20 protein-coding genes are annotated in these 24,763 nt (G+C 40.7%); 10 read left to right on the forward strand and 10 right to left on the reverse strand.

Annotation, left to right across the window (positions count from 1 at the left end):
* The first annotated feature begins 51 nt into the window (after window positions 1-51).
* A complete protein-coding gene (locus DBR43_RS12035; protein ID WP_233602957.1) occupies window positions 52-753 on the forward strand; it encodes a murein L,D-transpeptidase family protein in 702 nt (233 codons plus the stop codon).
* 82 nt (window positions 754-835) lie between these two features.
* Here DBR43_RS12035 and fabG read toward each other — a convergent pair whose 3' ends face one another.
* The 9 genes from fabG to sucD all read right to left on the reverse strand — a co-directional run bounded on the left by fabG (window position 836) and on the right by sucD (window position 10,430).
* Window positions 836-1,579, reverse strand: coding sequence for a 3-oxoacyl-[acyl-carrier-protein] reductase (gene fabG, locus DBR43_RS12040; protein WP_124581162.1), 744 nt, complete (start codon window positions 1,577-1,579; stop codon window positions 836-838).
* A 55-nt stretch (window positions 1,580-1,634) separates the two neighbouring features.
* Entirely contained in the window at window positions 1,635-2,687 is a 1,053-nt protein-coding gene (locus DBR43_RS12045) for an agmatine/peptidylarginine deiminase (RefSeq protein WP_124581164.1), read from the reverse strand.
* Window positions 2,671-3,546: a carbon-nitrogen hydrolase gene (locus DBR43_RS12050; protein WP_124581166.1), complete on the reverse strand. Its 876-nt coding sequence runs from the start codon at window positions 3,544-3,546 to the stop codon at window positions 2,671-2,673. The genes DBR43_RS12045 and DBR43_RS12050 overlap by 17 nt, the downstream gene beginning before the upstream one ends.
* Before the next feature lie 45 nt (window positions 3,547-3,591).
* Window positions 3,592-3,795 (reverse strand): cysteine-rich CWC family protein, encoded by a 204-nt coding sequence (locus DBR43_RS12055; RefSeq protein WP_074612189.1) that lies wholly within the window; start codon window positions 3,793-3,795, stop codon window positions 3,592-3,594.
* 819 nt (window positions 3,796-4,614) lie between these two features.
* On the reverse strand, window positions 4,615-6,993 hold the full coding sequence (locus DBR43_RS12060; protein ID WP_124581168.1) for a ribonucleoside-diphosphate reductase subunit alpha: 2,379 nt from the start codon (window positions 6,991-6,993) through the stop codon (window positions 4,615-4,617).
* A gap of 73 nt (window positions 6,994-7,066) precedes the next feature.
* Entirely contained in the window at window positions 7,067-8,041 is a 975-nt protein-coding gene (locus DBR43_RS12065; protein WP_069382420.1) for a ribonucleoside-diphosphate reductase small subunit, read from the reverse strand.
* A gap of 385 nt (window positions 8,042-8,426) precedes the next feature.
* A complete protein-coding gene (locus DBR43_RS12070) occupies window positions 8,427-8,825 on the reverse strand; it encodes a septal ring lytic transglycosylase RlpA family protein (RefSeq protein WP_124581170.1) in 399 nt (132 codons plus the stop codon).
* A gap of 109 nt (window positions 8,826-8,934) precedes the next feature.
* The gene (locus DBR43_RS12075) at window positions 8,935-9,414 is read right to left on the reverse strand and encodes a methionine-R-sulfoxide reductase (protein ID WP_124581172.1); all 480 of its coding nucleotides are present in this window, start codon (window positions 9,412-9,414) and stop codon (window positions 8,935-8,937) included.
* Window positions 9,415-9,557: 143 nt separating this feature from the next.
* Entirely contained in the window at window positions 9,558-10,430 is an 873-nt protein-coding gene (sucD, locus tag DBR43_RS12080; protein WP_069379697.1) for a succinate--CoA ligase subunit alpha, read from the reverse strand.
* Window positions 10,431-10,626: 196 nt separating this feature from the next.
* Between sucD and DBR43_RS12085 the strand changes: the two genes are divergently transcribed.
* On the forward strand, window positions 10,627-11,061 hold the full coding sequence (locus DBR43_RS12085; protein WP_124581174.1) for a hypothetical protein: 435 nt from the start codon (window positions 10,627-10,629) through the stop codon (window positions 11,059-11,061).
* Window positions 11,062-11,079: 18 nt separating this feature from the next.
* Here the strand turns inward: DBR43_RS12085 and DBR43_RS12090 are convergent, their stop codons facing one another.
* Window positions 11,080-14,241: a lantibiotic dehydratase gene (locus tag DBR43_RS12090; protein WP_124581176.1), complete on the reverse strand. Its 3,162-nt coding sequence runs from the start codon at window positions 14,239-14,241 to the stop codon at window positions 11,080-11,082.
* 524 nt (window positions 14,242-14,765) lie between these two features.
* On the opposite strand from DBR43_RS12090, the gene DBR43_RS12095 reads away from it, so the two are divergent.
* From DBR43_RS12095 to DBR43_RS12125, 8 genes are all read left to right on the forward strand, one after another.
* Complete coding sequence (locus tag DBR43_RS12095; protein WP_124581178.1) at window positions 14,766-15,872, forward strand: sensor histidine kinase; 1,107 nt, start codon at window positions 14,766-14,768, stop codon at window positions 15,870-15,872.
* 2 nt (window positions 15,873-15,874) lie between these two features.
* Window positions 15,875-16,648, forward strand: a complete 774-nt coding sequence (locus DBR43_RS12100; protein ID WP_124581180.1) for a LytR/AlgR family response regulator transcription factor — start codon at window positions 15,875-15,877, stop codon at window positions 16,646-16,648.
* 100 nt (window positions 16,649-16,748) lie between these two features.
* On the forward strand, window positions 16,749-16,898 hold the full coding sequence (locus DBR43_RS32930; protein ID WP_158622489.1) for a hypothetical protein: 150 nt from the start codon (window positions 16,749-16,751) through the stop codon (window positions 16,896-16,898).
* Between the two features lie 50 nt (window positions 16,899-16,948).
* The gene (locus tag DBR43_RS12105) at window positions 16,949-17,338 is read left to right on the forward strand and encodes a hypothetical protein (RefSeq protein ID WP_124581182.1); all 390 of its coding nucleotides are present in this window, start codon (window positions 16,949-16,951) and stop codon (window positions 17,336-17,338) included.
* A 78-nt stretch (window positions 17,339-17,416) separates the two neighbouring features.
* Window positions 17,417-18,010, forward strand: coding sequence for an RNA polymerase sigma factor (locus tag DBR43_RS12110; RefSeq protein ID WP_124581184.1), 594 nt, complete (start codon window positions 17,417-17,419; stop codon window positions 18,008-18,010).
* A 51-nt stretch (window positions 18,011-18,061) separates the two neighbouring features.
* Entirely contained in the window at window positions 18,062-19,264 is a 1,203-nt protein-coding gene (locus tag DBR43_RS12115) for a FecR family protein (RefSeq protein WP_124581186.1), read from the forward strand.
* A 260-nt stretch (window positions 19,265-19,524) separates the two neighbouring features.
* Window positions 19,525-23,163, forward strand: a complete 3,639-nt coding sequence (locus DBR43_RS12120; protein WP_158622490.1) for a SusC/RagA family TonB-linked outer membrane protein — start codon at window positions 19,525-19,527, stop codon at window positions 23,161-23,163.
* 20 nt (window positions 23,164-23,183) lie between these two features.
* On the forward strand, window positions 23,184-24,632 hold the full coding sequence (locus DBR43_RS12125) for a RagB/SusD family nutrient uptake outer membrane protein (RefSeq protein ID WP_124581190.1): 1,449 nt from the start codon (window positions 23,184-23,186) through the stop codon (window positions 24,630-24,632).
* Window positions 24,633-24,763 lie beyond the last annotated feature (131 nt).

Here is a 24,763-nt window from a genome sequence, read left to right on the forward strand (position 1 = left end):
CGCTCCGGATCAAACTATACGAAAACCTTATTTCAGGTGATACTTTTTTTCATGATGACCAGCTCTGTAAACGCACAATTGACTTTTAAACAACAACAACTTACTTTTCCAAGGGTGAGGGCTGCCTATGACGATAGCTGGAGCAGCCTGCAAAGTCAATTAAAAACAGCAAAGTTCGATGGCCCTTTTCAATTGTACCTCGCCGCCTATAAAACTGAAGGCGTCCTGGAAGTCTGGGCGAAAAAGCTAAAGGATAAAGAATATCGCTTATTTAAGACCTATAAGTTTTGTCAGCATTCCGGTACACTCGGACCAAAAGTACAGGAAGGGGACTATCAGACACCAGAAGGAATTTACTACATCAATGTATTTAACCCGATGAGTAATTTTCATTTGTCGCTGGGCGTAAATTATCCCAACAGTGTCGACAAAAAAAGGAGTGGCACCAAACGTCCGGGAGGAGACATCTACATTCATGGGAACTGTGTTACCGTGGGTTGTATTCCACTTACAGATGAAAAGATTAAGGAAGTTTATGTGCTGGCAGTAGAAGCCCAAAATAGCGGTCAGTCCAGAATCCCGGTTCATATCTTTCCGTTTAAGATGAATAAAGCCAACCTGGATAAATTTGCAGTCCAGTTCCCTCAGCAAAAAACATTCTGGGCAGGACTTCAACCCGCTTATCAGCTTTTTGAACAGCATAAAACAGTTCCTCAATCCTCAGAAAAAGAAGGAAAATACAGTTTTAAATAGTCTCCAAAAAAGGTGTAAAAAAAACGCAGAATTTCTTCTGCGTTTTTTTTTATTTAAGAACCCTTTATCGGGGTTGATTTATCTACAACATTCCTCCGCAAACAGACAATACCTGTCCGGTTACATAAGCACTCATGTCTGAAGCTAAAAACACGCAAACATTTGCCACATCTTCAGGTTCTCCTGCTCTTTTCAATGGAATGCCTTCTTCCCAGCCTTTAACCACTTTAGGATCCAGTACATCAGTCATTTCAGTACGGATAAATCCTGGAGCAACCACATTGGTACGGATATTACGGGAACCCAATTCTTTAGCTAAGGATTTAGAGAAACCAATAATTCCTGCCTTTGAAGCTGCATAGTTTGCCTGACCGGCATTTCCCTGAACACCAACTACAGAGCTCATATTAATGATCGATCCTTTACGGACTTTCATCATTACTTTAGAAGCAGCCTTAGAAACATTAAATACGGATTTAAGGTTCACATTGATCACCTCATCCCAGTTCTCTTCGCTCATGCGCATCAATAAACCGTCTTTAGTGATTCCAGCATTGTTCACTACAATATCTAAAGCGCCGAAATCAGCAACAATATCATTGATTAGTTTTTCTGCTTCATCAAATTTAGAAGCATCCGAACGGTATCCTTTAACCTGAGTACCGAAGCCTTGCAGCTCCTGCTCTAATGCCTGGCCTTTTTCTACTGAGGACAGATAAGTAAAAGCAACGTTTGCACCCTGCTCCGCAAATTTCTCCGCAATCTTGCGGCCTATTCCTTTAGAAGCACCGGTGATTAATGCTGTTTTTCCTTCTAGTAATTTCATCGTAAATATGTTTGGTTATGAAAATATTTTGTTTTTGTTTTGTTGTTTGTAATCCTTAAATCGCAGGCTCCTGCTGACTCAGACAGTGAAAACTACCCAGTCCCCAGATGATATCCGTAGAATCAATACCTACTACTTTTCTATCCGGGAAAACATCCTGAATAATCTTCAGCGCTTTCTCATCATTCACATCCCTGAATGTAGGCACAATAACCGAAGTATTGGCAATATAGAAGTTGGCATAAGAAGCCGGTAAACGGGTATCCTCATGAATCACCGGTGAAGGCATAGGAAGCTTAACAATGTTCAATGGCTTACCATTTAACAAACGCATCTCTTTTAATGCCGCCAGGTTCTCCTGTAACAGGATATAATTCTCATCCAGAGGATTACTCTCCACTACCGTTAAAACGGTGTCCTCGTTTACAAAACGGGTAATATCATCGATATGTCCGTCTGTGTCATCTCCAACAATACCATCACCCAGCCAAAGTACTTGTTCAGCACCATAAAACTCCAGCAAATATTGTTCAATCACTTCTTTTGTCAGATGTGGATTTCTGTTCTTGTTCAATAAACAAGCCGTAGTGGTCAGGATGGTTCCTGCACCATTGAATTCAACAGATCCACCCTCCATCACAATTTCAGGAAGATAAAGCGGGAGGTTAAAATGGTTGGCGATTTTAGTAGGAATCACATCATCCAGATCGAATGGCGGATATTTACCACCCCAGGCATTGTAACCCCAGTCTACCACAGCTTTCTGATCCTGTGCCTCATTTAATAAAAATGCAGGCCCATGATCCCTGCACCAGGCATCATTGGTAGGATTCAGGTAAAACTCAACCTGACTCAGATCTGCGCCTACCTTTTCCAGTTCGGAAATGGCAAAAGCTTTGGTTTCTTCATCATTAACGTTAATTCTTACTTTCTCTCCTTCTGCTACAATTTTGATAAACTGGCAATAAGGAGTGTATATCGTTTCCAGTTTTCCTGGCCAGGATTCTTCCTTATGTGGCCAGCTTAACCATGTAGCTTCGTGCTTTACCCATTCTGCAGGAAAACGGTATCCTGCTTTTTTGGGGCTATCGTTAAATAGATTCGTCATCTATATATCTTTTGGTGATTTGTGAATAACTATCGATACGTCTGTCGCGTAAAAATGGCCAGTGCGTCCTGTAGCTGTCGGATTTCGACAGGTCCAGTTCTACTACTTTTAATTCTTCTTTGCTATGGTCTGCCTGATACAATATCGTTCCGAATGGATTAGATACGAATGATCCTCCCCAGAAAGCGACTCCTGCCTCTTCACCTACCCTGTTAATGCTCACTACCGGAACACCATTTGCGATAGAATGAGAACGCTGGATGGTTTGCCATGCATTATATTGTTCCACATTGGTTGCTTCGTCCTGAGTAGTTGCCCAGCCAATAGCAGTCGGGTAAACCAGGAAGTCCGCGCCCATTAAAGCAGTCAAACGTGCTGCTTCAGGATACCACTGATCCCAACAGATCAACACACCTATTTTAGCGAATTTGGTTTTAAATACTTTATAGCCTAAATCACCGGGAGTGAAATAAAACTTCTCATAAAAACCAGGATCATCGGGAATATGCATCTTACGATATTTACCCAGGTAAGCACCATCAGCATCCAATACAGCTGTCGTATTATGGTATAAGCCTTCCGCTCTTTTCTCGAATAAAGAAGCAACAATGACCACATTCAGCTCAGCTGCAACTTTCGACAACACATCTGTTGATGGGCCGGGAATAGATTCTGCCAGTTTGAAGTTTTCATAATTCTCTTCATCGCAGAAATACAATGAAGTAAATAGTTCCTGCAAGCACACCACCTGTGCGCCCATAGCGGCGATCTCTCTGATCTTAAGGATCGCCTTATCTAAATTCTCTTGTTTATTACCGGTGCAACTCATTTGCACCAATCCAACCTGTACTTTAGCCATTCTATGAAATTTTGTGAGACAAAGTTAGCAGAAAATAATTTCTTTTCAGGAAGCCACCATCTCCCTGTACTCACCCTGAAGTTCAAACAGGCATTTAGCACAAAGACAGCCATCGTAAAGCTCGCTGATGTATTGCACTTCGTTAAGATTGAGTTGCACCACACTACACTGACATTTGGTGTAGGAGTTGGCCTTACACTCTATTGGTGTACCGCAACGCTCGCAGGGAATGATTTCGTGTTTGGCCATTATTTTACAAAGATACGAGATCCTGATTTAAGGTGTAGATGCGTTAATAAAAATGACAAAGTGCTTATTTTCAATCAAAAAGCATGTTGATAACTCTGTGGGGAACCTGTTTACAACCTGTGAGCAAGCTGTTTGTAACCTGTTTATAAGCTGTGGGTAACTCCGAATAGCTGTGGGAAACCATTAATACAGGAATATTCCCTCTATTTTTCTACTCAAATCCATTGTCTAATTTTTCATAAAATCAGAGGGCCAATTACAGTTGCTTTAATCCACATTTGCATTATCGGGAATTTTTTCAGTATTTATCCCATTTCTTATAGCAGAAATAAGCCGGTGAATAAGCCCACAAAAAAGTTAGTAAAAAACATAACTCACTCCTATACAACAACAAACAATGTTGATAACCCTGTGGGGAACCTGTTGACAAGCTGTGGGGAAGCTGTGAATAGCATGTTTGTAAGCTGTGAGTAACCTATATAGTGCCTGTGGGAAATCTGTGAGCAACTTTTCATAGCCGTGGAGAACTACAAATTTAGCGTGGAAAACATGTGAATAAGCAAAAAGCACCCATCACGAAGCATGTGGATAACTATGTGGGAAACCACAATTATGCTGTTGGGAACGCGTTAAGAACCTGTTGGCAAACTATAAAAAACAGTGAATAAACGTGAATAATCATGTTTAAAATGTGCAGAAAGAAGGCATTGGATGTTTACAAGCTGTTCACAACCCGATTTTAGAATGTGGATAACTCATGCACAAAAAAAAGGGGCAAGATGAAATCTTACCCCTTTATATATTAATTGTTAGAAGGAATTAACCTGAACAGCTGATACAGCCTTCTTCCATTGAACAAACCGGTCCGTCAGTGATTTCTTCCACCACCTGCTCGATATGTTCCGGAATTACCGGCTCCATGTTTTTACCAGCCTGGTTCTCTACAGTAAATTTAACTGCCTGAGAAGCTGCTTGTGTACGTAAGTAATACATACCGGTTTTCAATCCTTTCTTCCATGCATAGAAGTGCATTGAAGTCAGTTTCGAAGTATTCGGTGCATTGATAAACAAGTTTAGGGATTGCGACTGACAGATATAAGCGCCTCTGTCGGCAGCCATGTCAATAATGCTGCGCATTTTAATTTCCCAAACTGTTTTGTACAATTCTTTGATATAATCAGGAATCTCAGCGATGTCCTGGATGGAACCGTTCGCTAAAATGATTCTGTCTTTCATTGCAGGAGTCCAAAGACCTAAAGCAACAAGATCTTTCAACAAGTGTTTGTTCACCACGATGAACTCTCCGCTCAATACCCTTCTTGTATATATGTTAGAAGTATACGGCTCAAAGCACTCATTATTACCCAAAATCTGCGAAGTAGATGCTGTAGGCATTGGTGCCACTAAAAGCGAGTTATACACCCCGTCTTTTACTACTTTCTTACGTAATGTTTCCCAATCCCAACGGTTGCTGCTTGGTTTTACATCCCAAAGGTCAAACTGGAATTTACCTTTCGATAAAGGAGATCCTTTAAACGTCTCGTAAGGTCCATTGATTACCGCAAGGTCATGTGAAGCAGTCATTGCTGCGAAATAGATCGTTTCGAAGATTTCTTTATTCAATTCACGTGCACCTTCACTTTCGAAAGGCAAGCGCATCAAGATAAAGGCATCCGCTAATCCCTGCACACCTAAACCAATTGGTCTGTGACGCATGTTGGAGTTTTTAGCCTCTTCAACAGGATAATAGTTATAATCGATGATTTTATTCAGGTTTAAAGTTGCCTGATAAGTCACATCATATAATCTCTGGTGATCGAATTCACCATTGATCACATATCTTGGCAAAGCCAGTGAAGCTAAGTTACATACTGCAACTTCATCTTTCGAAGTATACTCGATGATCTCTGTACAAAGGTTGGAACTTTTGATCGTACCCAGGTTTTGCTGGTTTGATTTGCTGTTGGCAGCATCTTTATACAGCAAGTAAGGAGTACCTGTCTCAATCTGTGAATCCAGGATGGCGAACCATAATTCCTGAGCTTTGATCGTTTTACGTGCTCTTCCTTCTTTTTCGTAACGCTCGTATAAATCTTCGAATTCTTTACCGAAGCAATCAGCTAATCCCGGTGCTTCATGCGGACAGAATAAACTCCAGTCAGCATTTTCTTCTACACGTTTCATGAACAAGTCACAAACCCAAAGTGCATAGAATAAATCACGGGCACGAAGCTCTTCTTTACCATGGTTTTTACGAAGGTCAAGGAAACTAAATACATCTGCATGCCAAGGCTCTAAGTAAATTGCAAAGGCACCTTTACGTTTACCTCCACCCTGATCTACGTAACGCGCAGTATCATTGAATACTTTTAACATTGGAACGATACCGTTACTTGTTCCATTGGTACCACCAATATAAGAACCTGTTGCACGGATATTGTGAATGCTCAATCCGATACCACCTGCACTTTGTGAAATCTTAGCCGTTTGTTTTAACGTATCATAAATTCCTTCAATACTGTCATCCTGCATTGTTAATAAGAAACAAGAAGACATTTGAGGTTTTGGAGTAGCGGCATTAAATAAAGTTGGAGTCGCATGCGTAAACCAACGTTCGCTCATCAGATTATAAGTTTTGATTACGCTGTCGATATCACCTTTGTGGATACCTACAGAAACCCTCATGAATAAATGTTGAGGACGCTCTACGATCTGACCTTCAATTTTCAACAGGTATGATTTCTCTAATGTTTTGAAACCGAAGTAGTCAAAACCAAAATCTCTGTCGTAAATGATGGTACTGTCAAGAATATCTGCATTCTCTTTAATTACTTCCCATACATCATCAGCGATCAATGATGCATTTTTATCTGTTTTGGAATCTACATACAGATACAACATTTCCATCGTTTTTGAGAACGACTTCGTGGTATTTTTATGAAGATTGGAAACCGCAATACGGGAAGCCAGCAAAGCGTAGTCAGGATGCTTTGTGGTTAAAGAAGCTGCAGTTTCAGCGGCAAGGTTATCCAGTTCTGAAGTAGTCACTCCATCATATAAACCTTCGATTACCTTTTTAGCAACATCGATCGGATCCACCAGTTCGACATTAAAGCCATAACATAACTTTTCGATACGAGCGGTGATCTTATCGAATCTTACCGCTTCTTTACGGCCATCTCTTTTTATTACAAACATATTTTTCAGGTATTTAAAGGTGCATATTGCCTTGTGATGAGCAAGCCAGCATCGGCACCAAATTTCTAATTATTTAAAAATCGTCGTCCAGGGAGAATGCGGCAGCCTTATCTTCTGTTGAAGTCAGTACACCACTCTTCTGGTAATCCCCTACTCTTTTCTCAAAGAAGTTGGTTTTTCCCTGAAGAGAGATCATCTCCATAAAGTCAAACGGATTTGTCGCATTATATATTTTGGTATAGCCCAATTCCTGTAACCATCTGTCGGCCACAAACTCAATGTACTGAGACATCAGCTTCGCATTCATTCCAATCAGTGCTACCGGAAGCGCATCTGTTACAAATTCTTTTTCGATTTCAACCGCATCGCGGATGATGCCATGAACCTGCTCTTCGCTCAGTTTATTTTTAAGCATGCCGTACAACAGACAGGCGAATTCACAGTGCGAGCCTTCATCTCTTGAAATCAGCTCATTGCTGAAAGTTAATCCTGGCATTAATCCACGTTTCTTTAACCAGAAAATCGAGCAGAAACTACCGCTGAAGAAAATTCCTTCTACCGCAGCAAAAGCGACTAAACGCTCGGCAAAGTTTCCATTGTCTATCCAGCGCAATGCCCACTCTGCTTTTCTTTTTACACAAGGAACTGTTTCTATAGCGTGGAACAACCTGTCTTTTTCATCAGGATCTTTGATATACGTATCGATCAGTAAGGCGTAAGTCTCAGAGTGGATATTTTCCATCATGATCTGAAAACCATAGAAACAACGTGCTTCAGGAAGCTGAACTTCACTCATAAAGTTCACCGCAAGGTTTTCATTTACAATTCCGTCACTGGCTGAGAAGAAGGCTAAAATATGAGAAATAAAGTGTCTTTCACCATCGTTAAGATTGTCCCAATGCTTCTGATCATCCGAAAGGTCGATTTCCTCTGCTGTCCAAAAACTTGCTTCACTCTTCTTATACATTTCCCAGATTTCAGGATATTTAATCGGCAAAAGAACAAAACGATCTTTGTTTTCTTTTAATAATACTTCTTCTTCTTGCATAAGCATCTTTTTAATAGGTAAATGTATAGGATAATTGAAAAGTCTTTAAAAATTCCAGCAGCCGTGCAATCCGTACCTAGTTTTAAAAAGATGAAAAGAAATCGAATCTTATAACAGCCTTAAGCAACTAAATATTAAACCTTTAACTAAAAATCTGGATGTGATTTATTAAAGAACTTTGTAATAACAAATATAAAGTCTGGGACATTGATTCGTGTACATAAGTTGTTAACAAGCGGTCATATTTATCAACACGCTGAACAGAATTTGACATACCAGTTACCTTGAAAATTGGTATTTATTTCTTTTTTTCAATTCCGGAACTTTGGCCGCAATGTTAATAAATATAGGGAAACTGACTATAGCCGCTTTAAAGTTAAAAAAGCTATTCTCTGTGAAGCTGGTAGCTGATCTCTACCTTTGAATGTCCCATCCTGTAGAAGCCTAGTTTTTTTGCGGCTCCGGCGGAAAGATCGATGATGTATTTTCTGCTATGCGGACCTCTGTCGTTCACTTTCACATCGACAGATTTACCGTTAGATAGATTGGTTACTTTTACTACAGTTCCGAAAGGTAATGACAAATGTGCTGCAGTCATTTTGCTGGCACGGTACCTCACCCCACTCGTTGTTTTGCGTCCTTCAAATTTCCGGGCATAATAAGTCGCGTATCCTGTCTTTGTACGAACAGTGGAGTCTGCTTCTGTCTCTTGCTTCCTGAAATTTTCCCGGGCAGAGATGCCCGCGAAAGACAACATAAAACATAAAAATAAACCATACTTCATATTTACAATTGTTGGTGAAAGGACAAACATAAGCAAAGTCCACCCGGATAAACAAGAAATGCCCGACAAGTTATCATCGGGCATCATAGCAATATCATTATAAAACAAACTATTTCTTATCTGGCACAAAACTCATGGAAACCGAGTTCACACAATTGCGTGTATTTTTAGCGGTGAAGCCTTCTCCAATAAACACATGACCCAGGTGAGCCTTACAATTTGCACATACAATCTCCGTGCGCATGCCATCTGCATCGGGAATTCTTTCCACTGCACCTTTGATCTCATCGTCAAAACTTGGCCATCCGCATTCCGACTCAAATTTCGACTCAGAACGGTACAATGGCGCATTACAACGTCTGCAGATATAGGTACCCTTTTCTTTGTTATTCAGTAGTTTTCCTGTACCCGGATATTCCGTACCCTTACGTACAATTACGTCCTCTTCTTCTTTGGTTAATTTATTCCACTCCATATTCCTGGTTGTTTTTTTTGAATCTTCTTTTTTCTGTTGCTGGGCGCAAGCCATCAGGCTGGTTAAAATTAACAAACCTGCCAGTATAAATGTTTTGTTGATCAGGGTCTTCATGTGTATCTCCTCTATTTTATACAATATACGGCTAAAGTCTTTTTATAGTTTTAACGCTATGCCATAATTTGGTCATCCTTATCCCATAAAAAAAGCTCCGATGAAAATTCACCAGAGCTTTTGATTTATACAAGAAGATCTTCTTATTTCTTCAACAGTTCAGCCATTGCTTCACCGATTTCAGCAGGACTTTCTACTACACGGATACCACATTCAGCCATAATTTTCATTTTTGCTGCGGCAGTATCATCAGCACCGCCAACGATTGCACCTGCATGGCCCATTCTACGTCCCGGAGGCGCAGTTTGTCCGGCGATGAATCCTACAACTGGTTTAGTACCATGTTCTTTGATCCAAAGCGCTGCTTCAGCTTCCATACCTCCGCCGATTTCACCAATCATGATGATACCTTCAGTTTCAGGATCATTCATCAACAATTCAACCGCCTCTTTAGTAGTTGTACCAATGATTGGGTCACCACCGATACCGATAGCTGTAGTAATTCCCAAACCTGCTTTAACTACCTGATCAACGGCTTCGTAAGTCAAAGTACCTGATTTAGACACCACACCAACTGTACCTTTTTTGAAGATAAAACCTGGCATAATACCGATTTTAGCTTCATCAGCAGTGATGATACCCGGGCAGTTTGGACCGATTAAACGACAATCCCTGTCAGAAATATATTCTTTTACCTGAATCATATCCTTTGTAGGGATACCTTCAGTAATACAAACGATAACTTTAATTCCTGCTTCAGCAGCTTCCATAATGGCATCTGCAGCAAAAGCCGGAGGAACGAAAATGATAGATACATTGGCACCGGCTTTATCAACCGCATCTTTTACCGTATTAAATACGGGCCTGTCTAAATGAGTCTGGCCACCTTTGCCTGGCGTTACACCACCAACAACGTTAGTTCCGTAATCTATCATTTGAGAGGCATGATAAGTACCCTCATTTCCAGTAAAACCCTGAACAATAACTTTTGAATCCTTATTTACTAAAACACTCATGTATCTATTTTTTTTTGTGCAAATCTAAGCTAATTGAAATGGATTGTCAAATGCATTACCATTTTTATTACAATCGGTTTTTTTTCTACAAAAACAGCAATCTCTGCAGGTTCCAGCCTTAGTGCTTGATATTTACTCAAATATTTTCGCCGGGAAATGCAAATACTTCTTTCTTTGCACCAAACAAATTCCCGCAATGAAACCACTCAACATCTTCTTTAAAATTACCAAAACAGGAAACGGAAAATTTCTGGCCACTAAAAATGAAGTGAATAACCTGATTGTAGACCTGATCAACAGAAATCCCAGTCAGTCTTCCAGCGCGCTAAGGGAAATTGCCATTAAGGAACTCAATAGCAGTCCGGCAGCACAACAGGTATTGAAAACAAACGAATACTTCTTTATTGATACAGTCACGGATATTGAGATTGTCATTACCTACTTACCGCAGGAAAAAATACTTTCGGAACAGTTCTATACTCAGTGGAGGTATGTACAAATCTCCGCCCCTTACCGGTTAGTTCAATACCTGGACGAGACCAGAGTGGTAGTATACAGTGAAAAAACAAAAGTATTACACACGATCAAATTAGATAAAACAGTTACTGTAATTGTAGACGAAACAATATGAACTGATGAAATTCAACGACTATGAATTCAAACTCATGGTCTTCCTTTTATGAATCCCCTGTTCAGACAAGTAATACTTTTTCATCAATGTATAAAGCGTCAGTTCATGCAGCCTTGGCTGAGAAAGAAAAAAGCGGTTCATATACATATGTATATAACTGGAAAGCAAATAAAAACCATCCGTATCGGCTAAAAGGCAACCATCAAACAAAGCAATTATCGCCTGGATCGTATCTCTCGTTCCTGCGCTTCTTTTGGCAAATTCCGCAGTGGCTTCGTCGATCTCATTCTCTATATCCTGTTCCGGATCAAGGAAACTTCTTATGGACTTACTATGATTCCTAAAATGCCCGTTCAGCGCAACTGTCAACTTTTTATCCCCATTGTGCTCCTTAAAGAATGCATCTGATATTTTTTCAAACACATTGATTTTATCTTCCAGCCCAAGTCCAAAGTCATTCAAGAGCTCATCTAATCCTCTGGCCGCCAGAAGCCATCTGTACGACTCCCCGACATCCCCCTCTATCATATTTAAAATCTCGGTGATGGCCACACTATCATGATAAAACAAAGCTTCAGAATTTTCGATATTCTGCGCTCCATACCGTTCTAATTCTCTGACATAGGTATCCAACTGTATTTTATACAATCCATCGCCTTCAAGATCTGATTTAAACAAACCATAAAACCCCGAAATCACCTGACTTACCCCAGTTATTTGCCTCGCATTAACCCTCAGCCTTAAACGGATATGATGGTTCGGATCGGTGTACCGGACGAAAAACCACGCTTTTATCAAGCCCTCATCAATCAGCAATTTGAGATACGGTCGAATGGTTTCCACCAATACCTTTTCAGTGCTCATGGTCCCACCATATAGCTTAAAATAAACCCATTCACTTCCGGGAATAAAGGTCCGCTGAACTTCCGAAGCCCCTGAAAAATTCGGCTTAGGATATCTTAACCAACTTTTCTTATTGGAAAGTGGCAATAGAATTTCATTTGCCACTCCTTCCTTCCCCTCTTTTATAAAACAATCCTCAGGCCGGGAAAGAAATTCAGACAGTTTAACCATTCCTTTTTTATTCAATTCCTGGTAGACCAGGGTTCTGCCCAGATAATTATGGGTATCAATTAAAAGTTCATTATCGTGATCTGTTAAACAAACATATCTTGGCACCTTCATTCGCTCTAAATGGGTGCTGACCGAAGTAATGTCTTCTTCTATTTTTCCTGTCAGGTCATTGAAAGCAAACTTATTGATCGTCCAGGAAGCTTTTGAAAGGATAATATTTTTGTAGACTACCCTTGGGAGGAATGGGGAATCACTCAGGTTGTCCCAATTCCAGTAAACACTGTGATAAAGACCCTCCTGTTGCAAGTCGCAAAGGAAACGGTAAACAGGCAAACCATTCGTGTAATTATGGGCTGTAGATAACCTTGGAATAACAATTTTATTCAGTTTTACGGATCTCAACACCACTTTCCCTTGTTTCAGAGAAACCATGATGTCTTGAATTCGGATCTGATCTTTTAGTGTCTTGGACGATCTGCCCAGAAAAGGAATTTCATAATTCCTAAGTTCAGGCCTGATCAGGACATTTCCGATCCTTGATTCCGGCAAATGGACAACCTCCGCGTAAACTTTACTTTCATCATCCTGCTCATCTTCATTGAGCGTTTCCGTTATATTCTTATACAATAAAGGATCACCATGACAAAACCGGGATAATACATTTGCTGCCGATGGCCCGGAACAGCTGCCAAGAGAAAACTGATAATTCCCGGCATCCAATTCCTCAGCAGAGGGCGCTATAATCGAACCAAAAGCAAATAAGCTTGCTGGCACTTGCTCCTCAAGACCATCTTTCTCCTCTAATTCTTCAAGATCGGCAGCAGTAAGCTCTCCGATTCCCATTCCACTTTCCAGTGCCCTTTTAAAAACTTTATTCACCATGACGGTGGATGCCGACCAGGTAATTACTTTTGGCATTTTTTTTACGCCAGGTGTGATTCCTTCCAGCAAGGGCAAATGATCCGACTTTCCTAAGCTACCATAGCCAATACCAGACTCACCATCCAATACCTGCAACAAAGGAACCTCGCGATCCTCATATCTTTCGTAAAAATTCTTTTTAAAATCATCCAGATCCTTTGCGCTTCCTCTGTAAGATAAACGGTACAATTCAGAAAGTTGGGAAGTGATTTGAGCTGCCGTTTCAGCGTTCAGTTGATTTTTTTTATGTTCAAAGAACAGATCCGTTTGGATCAGGTCCTTTGACTGGCACGCACCAAAACAATCATTTATAATCTTATGAACCTGCTCAAATGCACTTATCCCACCTTCATTCAACAGGGAGTTGATTTCCTTAATGTCTTCAATCACCCCGGGAGCAACCTTACCGGTAAGCTTTTCCACCAGGGTATCCATATATATTTCGCCCGTAATCGTAGGCTCCAGTTCGCTAATCAGAATCTGACTTTCAATCAGTTCATCCAAAAAAGCTTCCGCCTCCTCTTTTTCAACTGTAGTTGCGGCCGCCATGAGCAGACCAAGAAGCTCCTCATAGCTCAACTCTTTTTCCGCCGCCTGAATCAATAAATCCAGGAATTCATTTTTTCTGACGGATGCCAGGGTATAATGCCTTCTTTTATTCTCTATCTTATATGCTATATAGCGGTAAAATTCAGCTACCGCATATAAACTCGTATTTACACTATAAGATAACTTTCGCTTCAACTCCGGAATCAGTTGTAAATGATTCACAAGCTCATTTACATAATTCATATCCAGACGTGACTCCTTTCTGTGGGAAACATCCGTGTAAGAAATATGGGTTTGATCAGCAATCGTTCCAGTCGAACAGCCTGCAAATAAACCATAAGGCGTACAACGGGTGCTCATTCTGGATAAATATTTATAAAGTGTAAGGATAAGCCTCGAGCCCGGCTTAACTTCCCCGTTGATCACTTTACAAAATTCATAATACAGTTCGGGAGAAGCCGTATAAATGGCTTCCATCAATACCGGATCGCCTTTGTATTTATTCAAAAGTGTCTCTTCAAACACTTCATTATTACTATACACCAATTCATTGATCTCAAAAAACGTATTGACAGATAATAGTGGGCGTCTTAATAGGTAATATTTCGCGTGCGCTAAAGAAAGCATGCTCTTCATACAAGTAAAATTATTTTGGGTCCCGTTATTTTGTCAAAATACAAACAATCCAGGACTTACACTGCGATACCCGATTTAATTTATGTTAAAATTCCCCGCTGAAAAAAACCGCATTTAACAAGCATGATTTCGATTTTGAAGTTCCAATGTCCGTCACACTTGTCTTTTGCAGCTCAGGGATGGTAGATGTCTTATAAATATGTTTTAAACAATGTTTTCATTTTCATTTCGAAACAAAGTAGCAGCAAAAAGAAGTTAATGGGAAATTATTTAGATGAATGTCACCACTTTTTAGACGTTTGTACAAATGGCTTCGACTAAACAACTTCAAGGGTATTTCCGGCACATCCCCTTCTATTCGTCTATTCAGAGCGAATATTGGTCGAAAAAACGACCAATTTGCCTTCTAAACTGAGCAGAAATATGACCCGGGGAATCCATTAAAAACTGTTGAATTTGGAATTGAATGGCTAAAAATTTACCTTAGAATGCAATTATATGCCCAGATCGTCAAAACATTGTAGATGTCAAGTATCGTTAATCAAATCACAGCCATTCTTCTTGGAACAAACAAAAACAAGATTGTCACGATTGCTACACATCTCATTTTTTGGATTTGCATTTTCCAATGGTTTCTTTTTCAGGCAAGGTGGGTCTCGGGAGATCAACATCCTGAGGCTGCATACCTCATCGGACTTCATAAATACCTGATCATTCTTGCCTGTTTTTACAGCACTTCCTATGCCTTGGGCCTCAAGACATCAAATCTAAAAATTGGGATTTATATCCTGATTATTTTGGTATTGACACTATTTCTCTACGGAACTACCGTATATATGCTGTACAACTATATTAATCAGGACAAGAGCATGCCCGGTTATTACAGGATCTTTGTAAAAAACATTTCTCATCTTGGAATGTGGACTTTTATCAAAGAAAATGAAGTCCTTTATTTCCATTTTGAACAATTAGGATTGGCCTTGTTTCCGCCGCTAACCGTAAAGATTTTCAGGGCTGCTTTCCAGTCAAAAATTGAAAAACTAAAGCTTGAAAAGAACAATCTGGAACTGGAACTCAATTTTCTAAGGTCGCAGATTAACCCACATTTTCTATTCAACACCCTAAATAGTGTCTATTCTCTTATAGAAGATAAGGACGAGGTTGCCGCCTCGATTGTTTTTTCTTTATCGAATATGATGCGTTATGCCCTTTATGATTCCAACACCTCAGAGGTTGAAGTCAACAAAGAATTAAATTTTATAAAAAGTTATATCGACATTCAGAACATAAGACATAGCAAAAGGTTATCTATAGAGATGGACTTTACGAATATGCACGACTTCAAAATTCCACCTTTGCTGTTGATCAATTTTGTGGAAAATGCTTTTAAACACGGAGTAGATAAGATTGCCAAAGATTCCTGGATCAGAATCAAAGCTTCAATTGACAACGAGAATGAATTTTGCTTCCGGATCAGCAACTTGAAACCGAAAAATGGCAGTGCCAAAAGTATCGGGGGAATCGGCTTTTCCAATACAAAAAGAAGACTAAATATCTTATACCCTCAGCGTCACCTCCTGGAAATTACGGAAGATGAACTAACTTACAACCTCCTTTTAAAAATCTGGTAAAAATGGAAAACAGCATTTCGTGTATTATTATTGACGATGAACACCTGGGCCAGGAATTAATCGAAAAATACGTAAAACGTATTCCTTCATTAAATCTTTTAGCAAAATGCGAAAATGCTATTGAAGCACTGGAGCGGGTATCGACCCTGCGCCCAAACCTGATTTTTCTGGATGTCAATATGCCTGAAATGACAGGAATTGAGTTCATCAAGACCTTCAGTACTTATAAACCAATTATTGTTTTAACGACTGCCTATCCTGAATACGCAATTGACGGGTATGACCTCGATGTACTGGATTTTATTCTAAAACCCATTACCTTCGACCGGTTTGTTAAGGCCATCAATAAGGTTAGAGAAAAACTTGCCTACGGGAATTTCAGCACCCAATCTCAGATTCCGGAAATCCAGGTCAATGAGCTGGAAAAAACAACCTCAGCTGAAGCGCAGCTTAAAAACCGGCAGATCCTTTTTAAAGAAAACAAAAAATATGTGAATGTGTCTATTGACGAGATTCATTTTGTGGAAGGCATGAAAGATTATTTAAAGATCCATACCACCTCAAAAATGCTCATCACCCATATGACCATGACCAGGATTGAACAACTTCTTCCAAGCACAGAATTCCTGAGGGTAAACCGCTCTTTTATAGTCAGGAAACTCTCCGTAAAGGCCATCAAAGGAAACACTATAGAACTTACCACAAACCGCGAAGTGCCTATCGGCACCCGCTACAAAGAAGTAATTAAAGAGCTGCTGGACGGAGGAGCCCTCTAACATCCGTCGATTAGTCGAAAGAAGGAATCAATTCGTCGAAATAAATCGCCAGTTTACGTATCCTTTTGTTTATTTGGTTTCACCTTATCATAAAAAGACCATGAAAAAACTGAACAAAACCACCAAAATTTTAAACTTAAAGAAAGCAACTGTTTCTAACCTGACTGCACGTGTAATCAAAAATGAAGAAGCTTCATTTATAACGACGTCCAGACTTTGCTGGGAAACGACTACCCAGGTATCTCTCTAAGATTCCCGGAAAAATACACGAATTGACATTTATAAAAGCAGAAGCCATTAATGGAAGGGACAAAATATTATACCTGCGGAATTATAGAGGATGAGGCCTTAGCCTATTCTCTGTTGGAAAAATACATTCTAAGAATGGGGCTAATAGAAATTAAATGGTCTACCCCCTCTGTCGACGATGTACTAGCCGATGCCCATGAAAAAGTTGATATTGTCTTCCTCGACCTCATCAATAGTCCCTTATCCATTTATACCAAGATCGATCATGAGATCAATCAATATGGTAATATCATCATCACTACTGCCCATAACGAAAAATATGTAAACACATTGGGGATTGACTACCTTCAATTGTTAAATAAGCCCTTCTCCTATAAAATTTTCGAAGAAACCATTAATGAGGTCATGATCCAGCTTCAATCTGTGAGTAAGATCGCATAAACCGAAAAAATAAATTATTGGATTGTCCTGTAATTTTTTCTATCATTGATCCTTTTAGGGGAAAATTTTATAGAAGAAATGCAAGAAGGGGTAGATGAAGAAGACATCAAACAACGCTGTTCACGCGGGGATAGAGCGGCTTATGCACTATTATATACCTTTTATTTTAAGCCGCTTTACCGCCATGTCTTTTTATTCCTGAAATCAAAGGAAGAGACCGAAGAGATTGTTCAGGATGCTTTTGTAAAAATCTGGGAAAACAGGGCTTCATTGCCTGAAGTCCGGAACCTTAAACCCTACCTGTACCGGGTTGCTAAAAACCTGTTACTCGATCATCTGAGAAGACTACAAACCCAAAACAAAGTCATCCGCATTGCCAGTCCGCAGACAGAACCCCTGGAAGACAGTACCTCAAATCAGATCAACCACAAAGATTACATTGCCTTCTCCCTCGAGGCCATTCAGCATCTGACTGAGAAAAGAAGACAAATATTCTTAATGCGTACACAACAGGAGCTTTCTCTCGATGAGATTGCACTACAACTGGGCATCTCCAAATCTGTAGTGAAAAAGCAACTTTATGCCGCCATCACTTTTGTCAGGGAGTACATGCACAAACATGGTGGCATCCCTCTCGGCTTCCTTATTATACTGCTCGAAGCTTTATCCTAAATTATTATAACTACAGGGGGTCTTTTATAATTCTCATTCGTCATACCTGATATGGACAAAATCCAATTACCCATCTTCTTAAAAAGATACGCCAATAGTGAGCATACAGAACTTCAGCATGAAGCGTTTATCGCATGGACAAAAAACGCTTCTATTGCTGAAATAGAGGATGCCATAGCACTTTACCTCCAATACGAAGATCAAAATCAGGGTATCGAATTGCCATCTTCCGAATTTATCAATGGACTGGAATCCAGACTCGACGAACTGGATCAAAAGCCAACCTTTACAGGAACCAGACTTTGGTATTCCATTGCCGCAGCAGTAGCGATGATGGCTTTATGCGTGTTTTTCTTTACAGGCCCCCGGTATAAGTCTGCACAAAGCCAGGTCAGCCTTGTTAACGGGATCGATCTGCAACCAGGAAAACATCAGGCAGTCCTTACTTTAGCCAATGGTTCGAAGATTGAATTGGAGGATTTACAAAAAGGCCGGTTTGCTTCGGAAGCGGGGGTAATTTTAGAAAAATCGGAAGATGGACAGATCAGCTATAAAACAAATAACAATACGGCTTCTGCCAAAGAAAGACCACTTTCCTATAACACCGTCTCGACCCCTAAAGGGGGGCTATATCAGGTCATTTTACCAGATGGAACAAAAGTATGGCTCAATGCCGCTTCTTCCTTAAAATATCCGGTTCAGTTTGCCAGTCAGGAACGAAGGGTAACCTTAACCGGTGAGGCTTACTTCGAAGTGAGCAAGCGGAAGGCCCAGCCTTTTATCGTTAGCACCGACCAGCAGGTAGTCAAAGTCCTGGGCACTCATTTTAACATCAATAGTTATTCTGATCATCGTCAGACCAGTACGACCTTATTAGAAGGACGTGTTAGCGTATCTGCTTTAGCCCGGCCTTCTGCCTCGAAAATACTGGAGCCCGGACAGCAGGCCCAGCTTAAAGGCACAGAGATAACCCTGACGAAAGCCAACACTGAGGCTGTCATGGCATGGAAGAGAAACCTGTTCAGCTTCGATGATGCAGATCTGAAAACGATTATGACTGAGTTCTCCAGATGGTATGATGTTCCTGTCTTTTTCGAAGGAACGATGCCTGAGCAAAGATTTACCGGTGAAATCGCTAAAAATATTAAGGCCTCCGAATTCCTGGAAATCCTAAGCAGCTTCAAAGTGAAATTCAGAATTGAAGGCAATGACAAAAATAAAATGTTATCCAGAATCATCGTATCTACTAAATAACCACAGCTAATTAACAGAACCTAAACCACCAAACCAACCAAAGATGAAAAGACAACTACGAAAGCCCTGAGCATCATCGCGTTTTAAAAATCACGAAGCCGGAAAATGGGTCGAAGCACTTTCCGGCAGAGCCTGAGTAAAACGCAAAAACAATTGCTATAACCATTTCAGTATGAACTCAAACTAACGCAAAACTAATGAAAATTAATGCGATTACTACCGCTATGCCCCGAAATTGGGGATCATCCAAAATATTGCTGATGATGAAACTGATTACCTTTATGGTCTTTATAACCCTGATGCAGGCCAGTGCTGCAGGTTATGGACAACGAATCAATTTATCGGAGAAAAATGCCCCTTTGAAAGAGGTACTCCAATCCATTAAAAAGCAGAGTGGATACCTGTTTTTTTATAACGCTGACGACCTCAAAGCGCGCAACCTCAGCATCAATATCAGGAATGCAACGCTGGAAGAAACATTGAGCGCTTGTTTTAAAGACCTGCCTTTCACGTATAAAATTATTCAGAACACCGTCGTCCTGACAAAAAGGGAGCAAACACTTATAGACAGGTTATCCACATACTTTTCCACAATAGATGTGAAAGGCAGAATTGTTGACGAAATGGGGAGGTCACTTGTTGGCGCCACTATCAGTATTGTCATCAGTGAGGGCGACAACGACAAAAAAACGGGCGACTATTCCCTCACTTTAAAAGGAAGAAATGCCGCAGCAATCAGTGATAAAAACGGAGAATTTTCCCTGAAAAATGTAGATGAAAAAGCAGTACTGCTCATTTCCTTCCTTGGATACAAGACTCAACCAGTGAAAGTTGCAAAAGAAATTGGTGTAATTAAAATGATTCCGGACGAAGGAAACCTGCAGGAAGTAACGGTAACAATGAACACCGGATACCAGTCTATTGCCAGGGAGAGAAGTGCCGGAGCCATTGCAAAACCGGATATGGACATCTTAAAAAACCGTTCCGGATCCATGAGCGTGATTCAGCGGCTGGACGGACTTATTCCGGGATTAGTTATTAACAATTCCACAAGTCCTACCGGAAATATTATCAACACTAAGAGAAGCTCTTCTATCCTTATCAGAGGACTCAGTACCATTAGTGACTTCACCAATCGCGACCCACTCTTTGTAGTCAACGGTGTTCCGGTAACAGATATCAACACTTTAAATCCTAATGATGTAGAAGACATTACTGTATTGAAAGATGCAACTTCTGCATCAATCTGGGGTTCGAGGGCTGCCAACGGTGTCATTGTCATCACTACAAAAAAGGGAACAAACAACGGAGAACTTAAGGTAAACTATGATGGCTTTATCAATTTCCAGGGAAAGCCTGATCTGGGTTATCTGAATACGATGAACAGTAAGAACTTTATACAAAGTGCAAAGGAAATCTTCGACCCCGTTTTAAATCCCTGGACAACGGTCATCAAACCTGTAGTAGGTAACGGAACAGCGCCGGTATCCCCACATGAATTGATTCTCTATAACCAATCCCGCGGATTAATTACTTCCGCTCAGGCAGATGAGCAGTTAAATGCACTTGCAGCACAATCTAATTTATCACAGATTAACGATCTCTGGTATCGCAATTCTGCATTAATGAACCATACCCTTTCCTTATCGGGCGGAGGCAGCAAATACAGTTTTTATGGCTCAGGTGCTTATACAAAAACACAAAGCAATACTCCTGGTGCTAAAAATGATGATTACAGCCTCAACCTGCGTCAGGATTTCAAATTCAATGACCGGATAAAGATGTACCTGATCACCGATCTGAGAAATAACCTGAGCAGTTCCAAAAATACGGTTAGCCCGGATGCCCGCTTTTTACCATATGCCATGTTTCAGAATCCAGATGGCAGCAATGCAGATATGTCCTGGTTATATCGCATCGACGACCTGAGAACAAGTTATGAAAACAAAAGTCTGATCAGTCTGAAGTACAATCCAATGGACGAAATCAATACCGGCAGTACAAAAAGTAACCTTTTCAGAGGAAGAATAACTACCGGAATTACGGCCAGTCTTTTAAGCGGATTAAGGTATGAAGGCATTTTTGGAATCAGCAGGGCGCAAAGTAAAACTGTCAGCTTTCTTGAACAGAACAATTACAATGTACGTTCAGAGCTAACCTCTTTTACCGTCGCAGCAGCTACCGCCGGGGCCAGGCCCACCTATTATCTACCAGAATCTGGTGGAAGAAATTCCCTGACCAATATCGTAAACCAGGACTGGACCTTGAGAAATCAACTTGTTTACGACCATGCCTGGAAAGAAAAAATACACCAGATTACTTTCCTGCTAGGGCAAGAAGTGCAAAAACAAACGTCAAATCAGATCAGGACAACAGTAAGAGGATACAACAACCAGCTATTGTCCTATGGGCTGATCGACTATGCCACACTTAATTTAAAAGGACTATCAAACCCGGTAATGCCAAGCGGGCTGGGAAATAGCCTTCTGTCCAACGATTTATACAGTGAAAGTGAATCTGACGCCCGATTCAATTCTTATTATGCAAATGGCGGTTATACCTATGCCGGAAAATACACCATCAATGCCGGAGCGAGAATAGACAAATCTAACCTGTTTGGAAAGGATAAATCAGCACAGAACAAACCCGTATGGAGTACCGGTCTGGCCTGGCAAATAGGAAAAGAGAATTTCATGAGCGATCTTTCCTGGCTCAATGCTTTAGTGATCCGCAGCAGTTATGGAATTACCGGAAACACACCTAATCCGGGGACTGCAGCTTCAAAAGATATCCTATCCTCTGTTACCAATCCATTTTATCCGGGTGGTGTTGGCCTCAACCTCTCTACTCCTGCCAACAGAACCTTAACCTGGGAAACCACAAAAAACCTAAATCTTGGCGTAGATTTTAGTTTATTAAACTACCGGTTAAAGGGAACCATAGATTTTTACAAGAAAAAAACAGAAAATCTGATCGGGTTTATGGACTTAAACCCCTTCACCGGATTCCCAAGCATTACCGGAAATGCCGGCGATATGAACAATATAGGTATCGACCTGAACATTTCTTCTGTAAACCTGGTTCAAGGCGATTTTAAATGGAATACCTTACTGACCCTGAGTTTCAATAAGAACAAAATTACCCGTTTAAACCTCTCAAGTCCGATTGTGCTTGGCAGTGATAAAATCAACAAACCATATCTGGAAGGATACTCCGCCTTCTCTGTATTTGCATACGAGTATGCAGGTCTGGACAATGCCGGAAATCCACAAATTAAACTGAACGACGGAACCATCACTAAAGCATTGAATATTGCCAAACCCGATGATGTGAAATACATGGGAAGTTTTCAGCCTAAATGGAGCGGAGGCTTAAGTAATACCATTGGCTACAAAGCATTCTCATTAACTATAAACACCGTATTTAACCTCGGCTATGTGATGCGAAGAGATGTCAATTCCCTATATGCAGGGAGAGGCCTTTATTCCGACTCAGGATTTGGAGGAAATGTCAATTCAGAATTTATTAACCGCTGGAAAAAACCAGGAGATGAAGCATCGACTAACATTCCGGGATATATTTCATCTGGATCAGCAAGCCTGGCCGCCAGGGATGTCTCTTATTATACCATGGCGGATGTGAATGTTCTTGATGCGGCTTACCTGAAACTTCGTGATTTAACCCTGGCTTATAGTTTACCAAAACATTTAATGACTAAGCTAAAGGTTGATGGCATTAGCTTCCGGGCACAATTATCGAATGTAATGCTATGGAAAGCGAATAAATATGGAATTGATCCTGAGTTTCATAATGCCTTGGGAGGATCTGTTGCCGGGGGATTGAGAACGGCGCCTTTCAACCAGCACAGCATTACTTTAGGTGCCCATATTAGTTTTTAATTTATTTTAAAATTTATCACATGAAAACACCAACGATAAAAATATATGTCATCTTGCTGCTACTGATAACAGGATTATATTCCTGCAAGAAAAGCTTTCTTGAGGTAGAGCCAAAAGGAAAGTTAATCGCAAAGAACACCAACGATTACAACCTGTTACTAAACAGTCCTTTTTTTAATGCCGCCGACATTGACGGGCAATTGTTTCTGGGTGATGAGCTCACTTCTACCGAACCTTATTTTAAGAATATGTTTACCCTGAAATCTAAACGTTCTTTTCAATATGCGGATGTGATTTATGAGCCTAATGAAGATGGGTCTGAAATTAAAGCCCTGATGAAACAGCTTTACACTTACAACATAGTTATCAATGAGGTCATGAATTCCGAAGGAGGGACGGATGAACAAAAACTTACCTTAAAAGCGGAGGCCCTAACCAACAGGGCCTGGATTTACTTTATGCTGATCAACTATTATGGAAAACCATACCTGGAAGCAACAGCGGCTACAGATCCCGGATTTCCTATCGTTACTGCTGCCGATGTGACCCTAAACAAATTTGAAAGGGCGTCCGTGAAAGCAGTCTATGACTTTATGATCAATGATCTTCAAACGGCTATTCCTGCCTTACCCATCTCAGCCGGAAACAGAACACGGGTATCGAAGTCCGGAGCAGAAGCCCTTTTAGGAAAGATTTATTTATTTATGGGAAAATACCAGGAAGGTCTGGTTCAAATGGACAATGCTTTTTCCCATCTTCCAACAACCTATAGAGTAGAACTCTACGACTACAACGTCACACTTGCAGTTAACGGCACATGGGGTTACAATCCTGCCACCAGCCCTTCCGGCTTTTTGCTGGGCGCTGCCACAGTAACCGACAACCTGGAAGTACTCTTTCCTAAACAACTATCAAACAATTATACTTTCCTTTCAAATGATCTGTTGCTGAATGCTCAGACTGTTGGATTATATGGAGCAAAGGACCAGCGTTTAAAACTCCTCAGCAGTAATTATTACGGCGGTGCTCCAATTAAAGCAACAGCTGTCAAAAGAAAAATAGGACCTGTTTTAGTACAGTTGGGAATGAGCATGCCCGACATGTACCTGATCAGGGCAGAGCTAAAAGCCCGTACCTCGGACATAGCAGCTGCAAAAACAATCATGGAAACATTCCTGAAAAACAGAATGCCCGCAGCCGACGCCGTCCTGAACATTACAGATCAGACTGCGATGATTAAATTCATCATCGAAGAACGGATCAGAGAATTTGCACTGCAGGGGCATCGCTGGTTTGATATGCGCAGGTTGTCCGTAGACCCCATTTTTGCGGGAACGACCTATGCGCATCAGGCCTTGTCAGAAACAGGAGAAGTAGTGGGCACGTTCCCATTGAAACCTGAACGGTTTGTCTTCCGCTTCCCTGCAAAAGTCATCAATGCCAATCCTGGAATGCCTGACAATCCTTAATCATATCCTTCCTATCATAATCAACCAAAGAAGTCCTCTCTGATGCTGTTCAGTTCACACATCCGGGAGGGCTCTTTCTTTTTACTCCTTTTCTAAGGGGTTCTTTTCCCTGATTCATTCGTCTTAGGTAT

Origin of the sequence: Pedobacter sp. KBW06 (genome assembly GCF_003852525.1) — a bacterium.
In the GTDB taxonomy this organism is placed as follows: domain Bacteria; phylum Bacteroidota; class Bacteroidia; order Sphingobacteriales; family Sphingobacteriaceae; genus Pedobacter.

Coding starts and splice junctions, on each gene's coding strand:
- DBR43_RS12035 (WP_233602957.1), top strand. CDS start 52: ATGATGACCAGCTCTGTAAACGCACAATTGACTTTTAAACAACAACAA.
- DBR43_RS12095 (WP_124581178.1), top strand. CDS start 14,766: ATGTCAAGTATCGTTAATCAAATCACAGCCATTCTTCTTGGAACAAAC.
- DBR43_RS12060 (WP_124581168.1), bottom strand. CDS start 6,993: ATGTTTGTAATAAAAAGAGATGGCCGTAAAGAAGCGGTAAGATTCGAT.
- DBR43_RS12055 (WP_074612189.1), bottom strand. CDS start 3,795: ATGGCCAAACACGAAATCATTCCCTGCGAGCGTTGCGGTACACCAATA.
- sucD (WP_069379697.1), bottom strand. CDS start 10,430: ATGAGTGTTTTAGTAAATAAGGATTCAAAAGTTATTGTTCAGGGTTTT.
- DBR43_RS12125 (WP_124581190.1), top strand. CDS start 23,184: ATGAAAACACCAACGATAAAAATATATGTCATCTTGCTGCTACTGATA.
- DBR43_RS12050 (WP_124581166.1), bottom strand. CDS start 3,546: ATGGCTAAAGTACAGGTTGGATTGGTGCAAATGAGTTGCACCGGTAAT.
- DBR43_RS12105 (WP_124581182.1), top strand. CDS start 16,949: ATGGAAGGGACAAAATATTATACCTGCGGAATTATAGAGGATGAGGCC.
- DBR43_RS12120 (WP_158622490.1), top strand. CDS start 19,525: ATGATGAAACTGATTACCTTTATGGTCTTTATAACCCTGATGCAGGCC.
- DBR43_RS12085 (WP_124581174.1), top strand. CDS start 10,627: ATGAAACCACTCAACATCTTCTTTAAAATTACCAAAACAGGAAACGGA.
- DBR43_RS12045 (WP_124581164.1), bottom strand. CDS start 2,687: ATGACGAATCTATTTAACGATAGCCCCAAAAAAGCAGGATACCGTTTT.
- DBR43_RS12065 (WP_069382420.1), bottom strand. CDS start 8,041: ATGCAAGAAGAAGAAGTATTATTAAAAGAAAACAAAGATCGTTTTGTT.
- DBR43_RS12070 (WP_124581170.1), bottom strand. CDS start 8,825: ATGAAGTATGGTTTATTTTTATGTTTTATGTTGTCTTTCGCGGGCATC.
- DBR43_RS12100 (WP_124581180.1), top strand. CDS start 15,875: ATGGAAAACAGCATTTCGTGTATTATTATTGACGATGAACACCTGGGC.
- DBR43_RS12115 (WP_124581186.1), top strand. CDS start 18,062: ATGGACAAAATCCAATTACCCATCTTCTTAAAAAGATACGCCAATAGT.
- DBR43_RS32930 (WP_158622489.1), top strand. CDS start 16,749: ATGAAAAAACTGAACAAAACCACCAAAATTTTAAACTTAAAGAAAGCA.
- DBR43_RS12110 (WP_124581184.1), top strand. CDS start 17,417: ATGCAAGAAGGGGTAGATGAAGAAGACATCAAACAACGCTGTTCACGC.
- DBR43_RS12075 (WP_124581172.1), bottom strand. CDS start 9,414: ATGAAGACCCTGATCAACAAAACATTTATACTGGCAGGTTTGTTAATT.
- DBR43_RS12090 (WP_124581176.1), bottom strand. CDS start 14,241: ATGAAGAGCATGCTTTCTTTAGCGCACGCGAAATATTACCTATTAAGA.
- fabG (WP_124581162.1), bottom strand. CDS start 1,579: ATGAAATTACTAGAAGGAAAAACAGCATTAATCACCGGTGCTTCTAAA.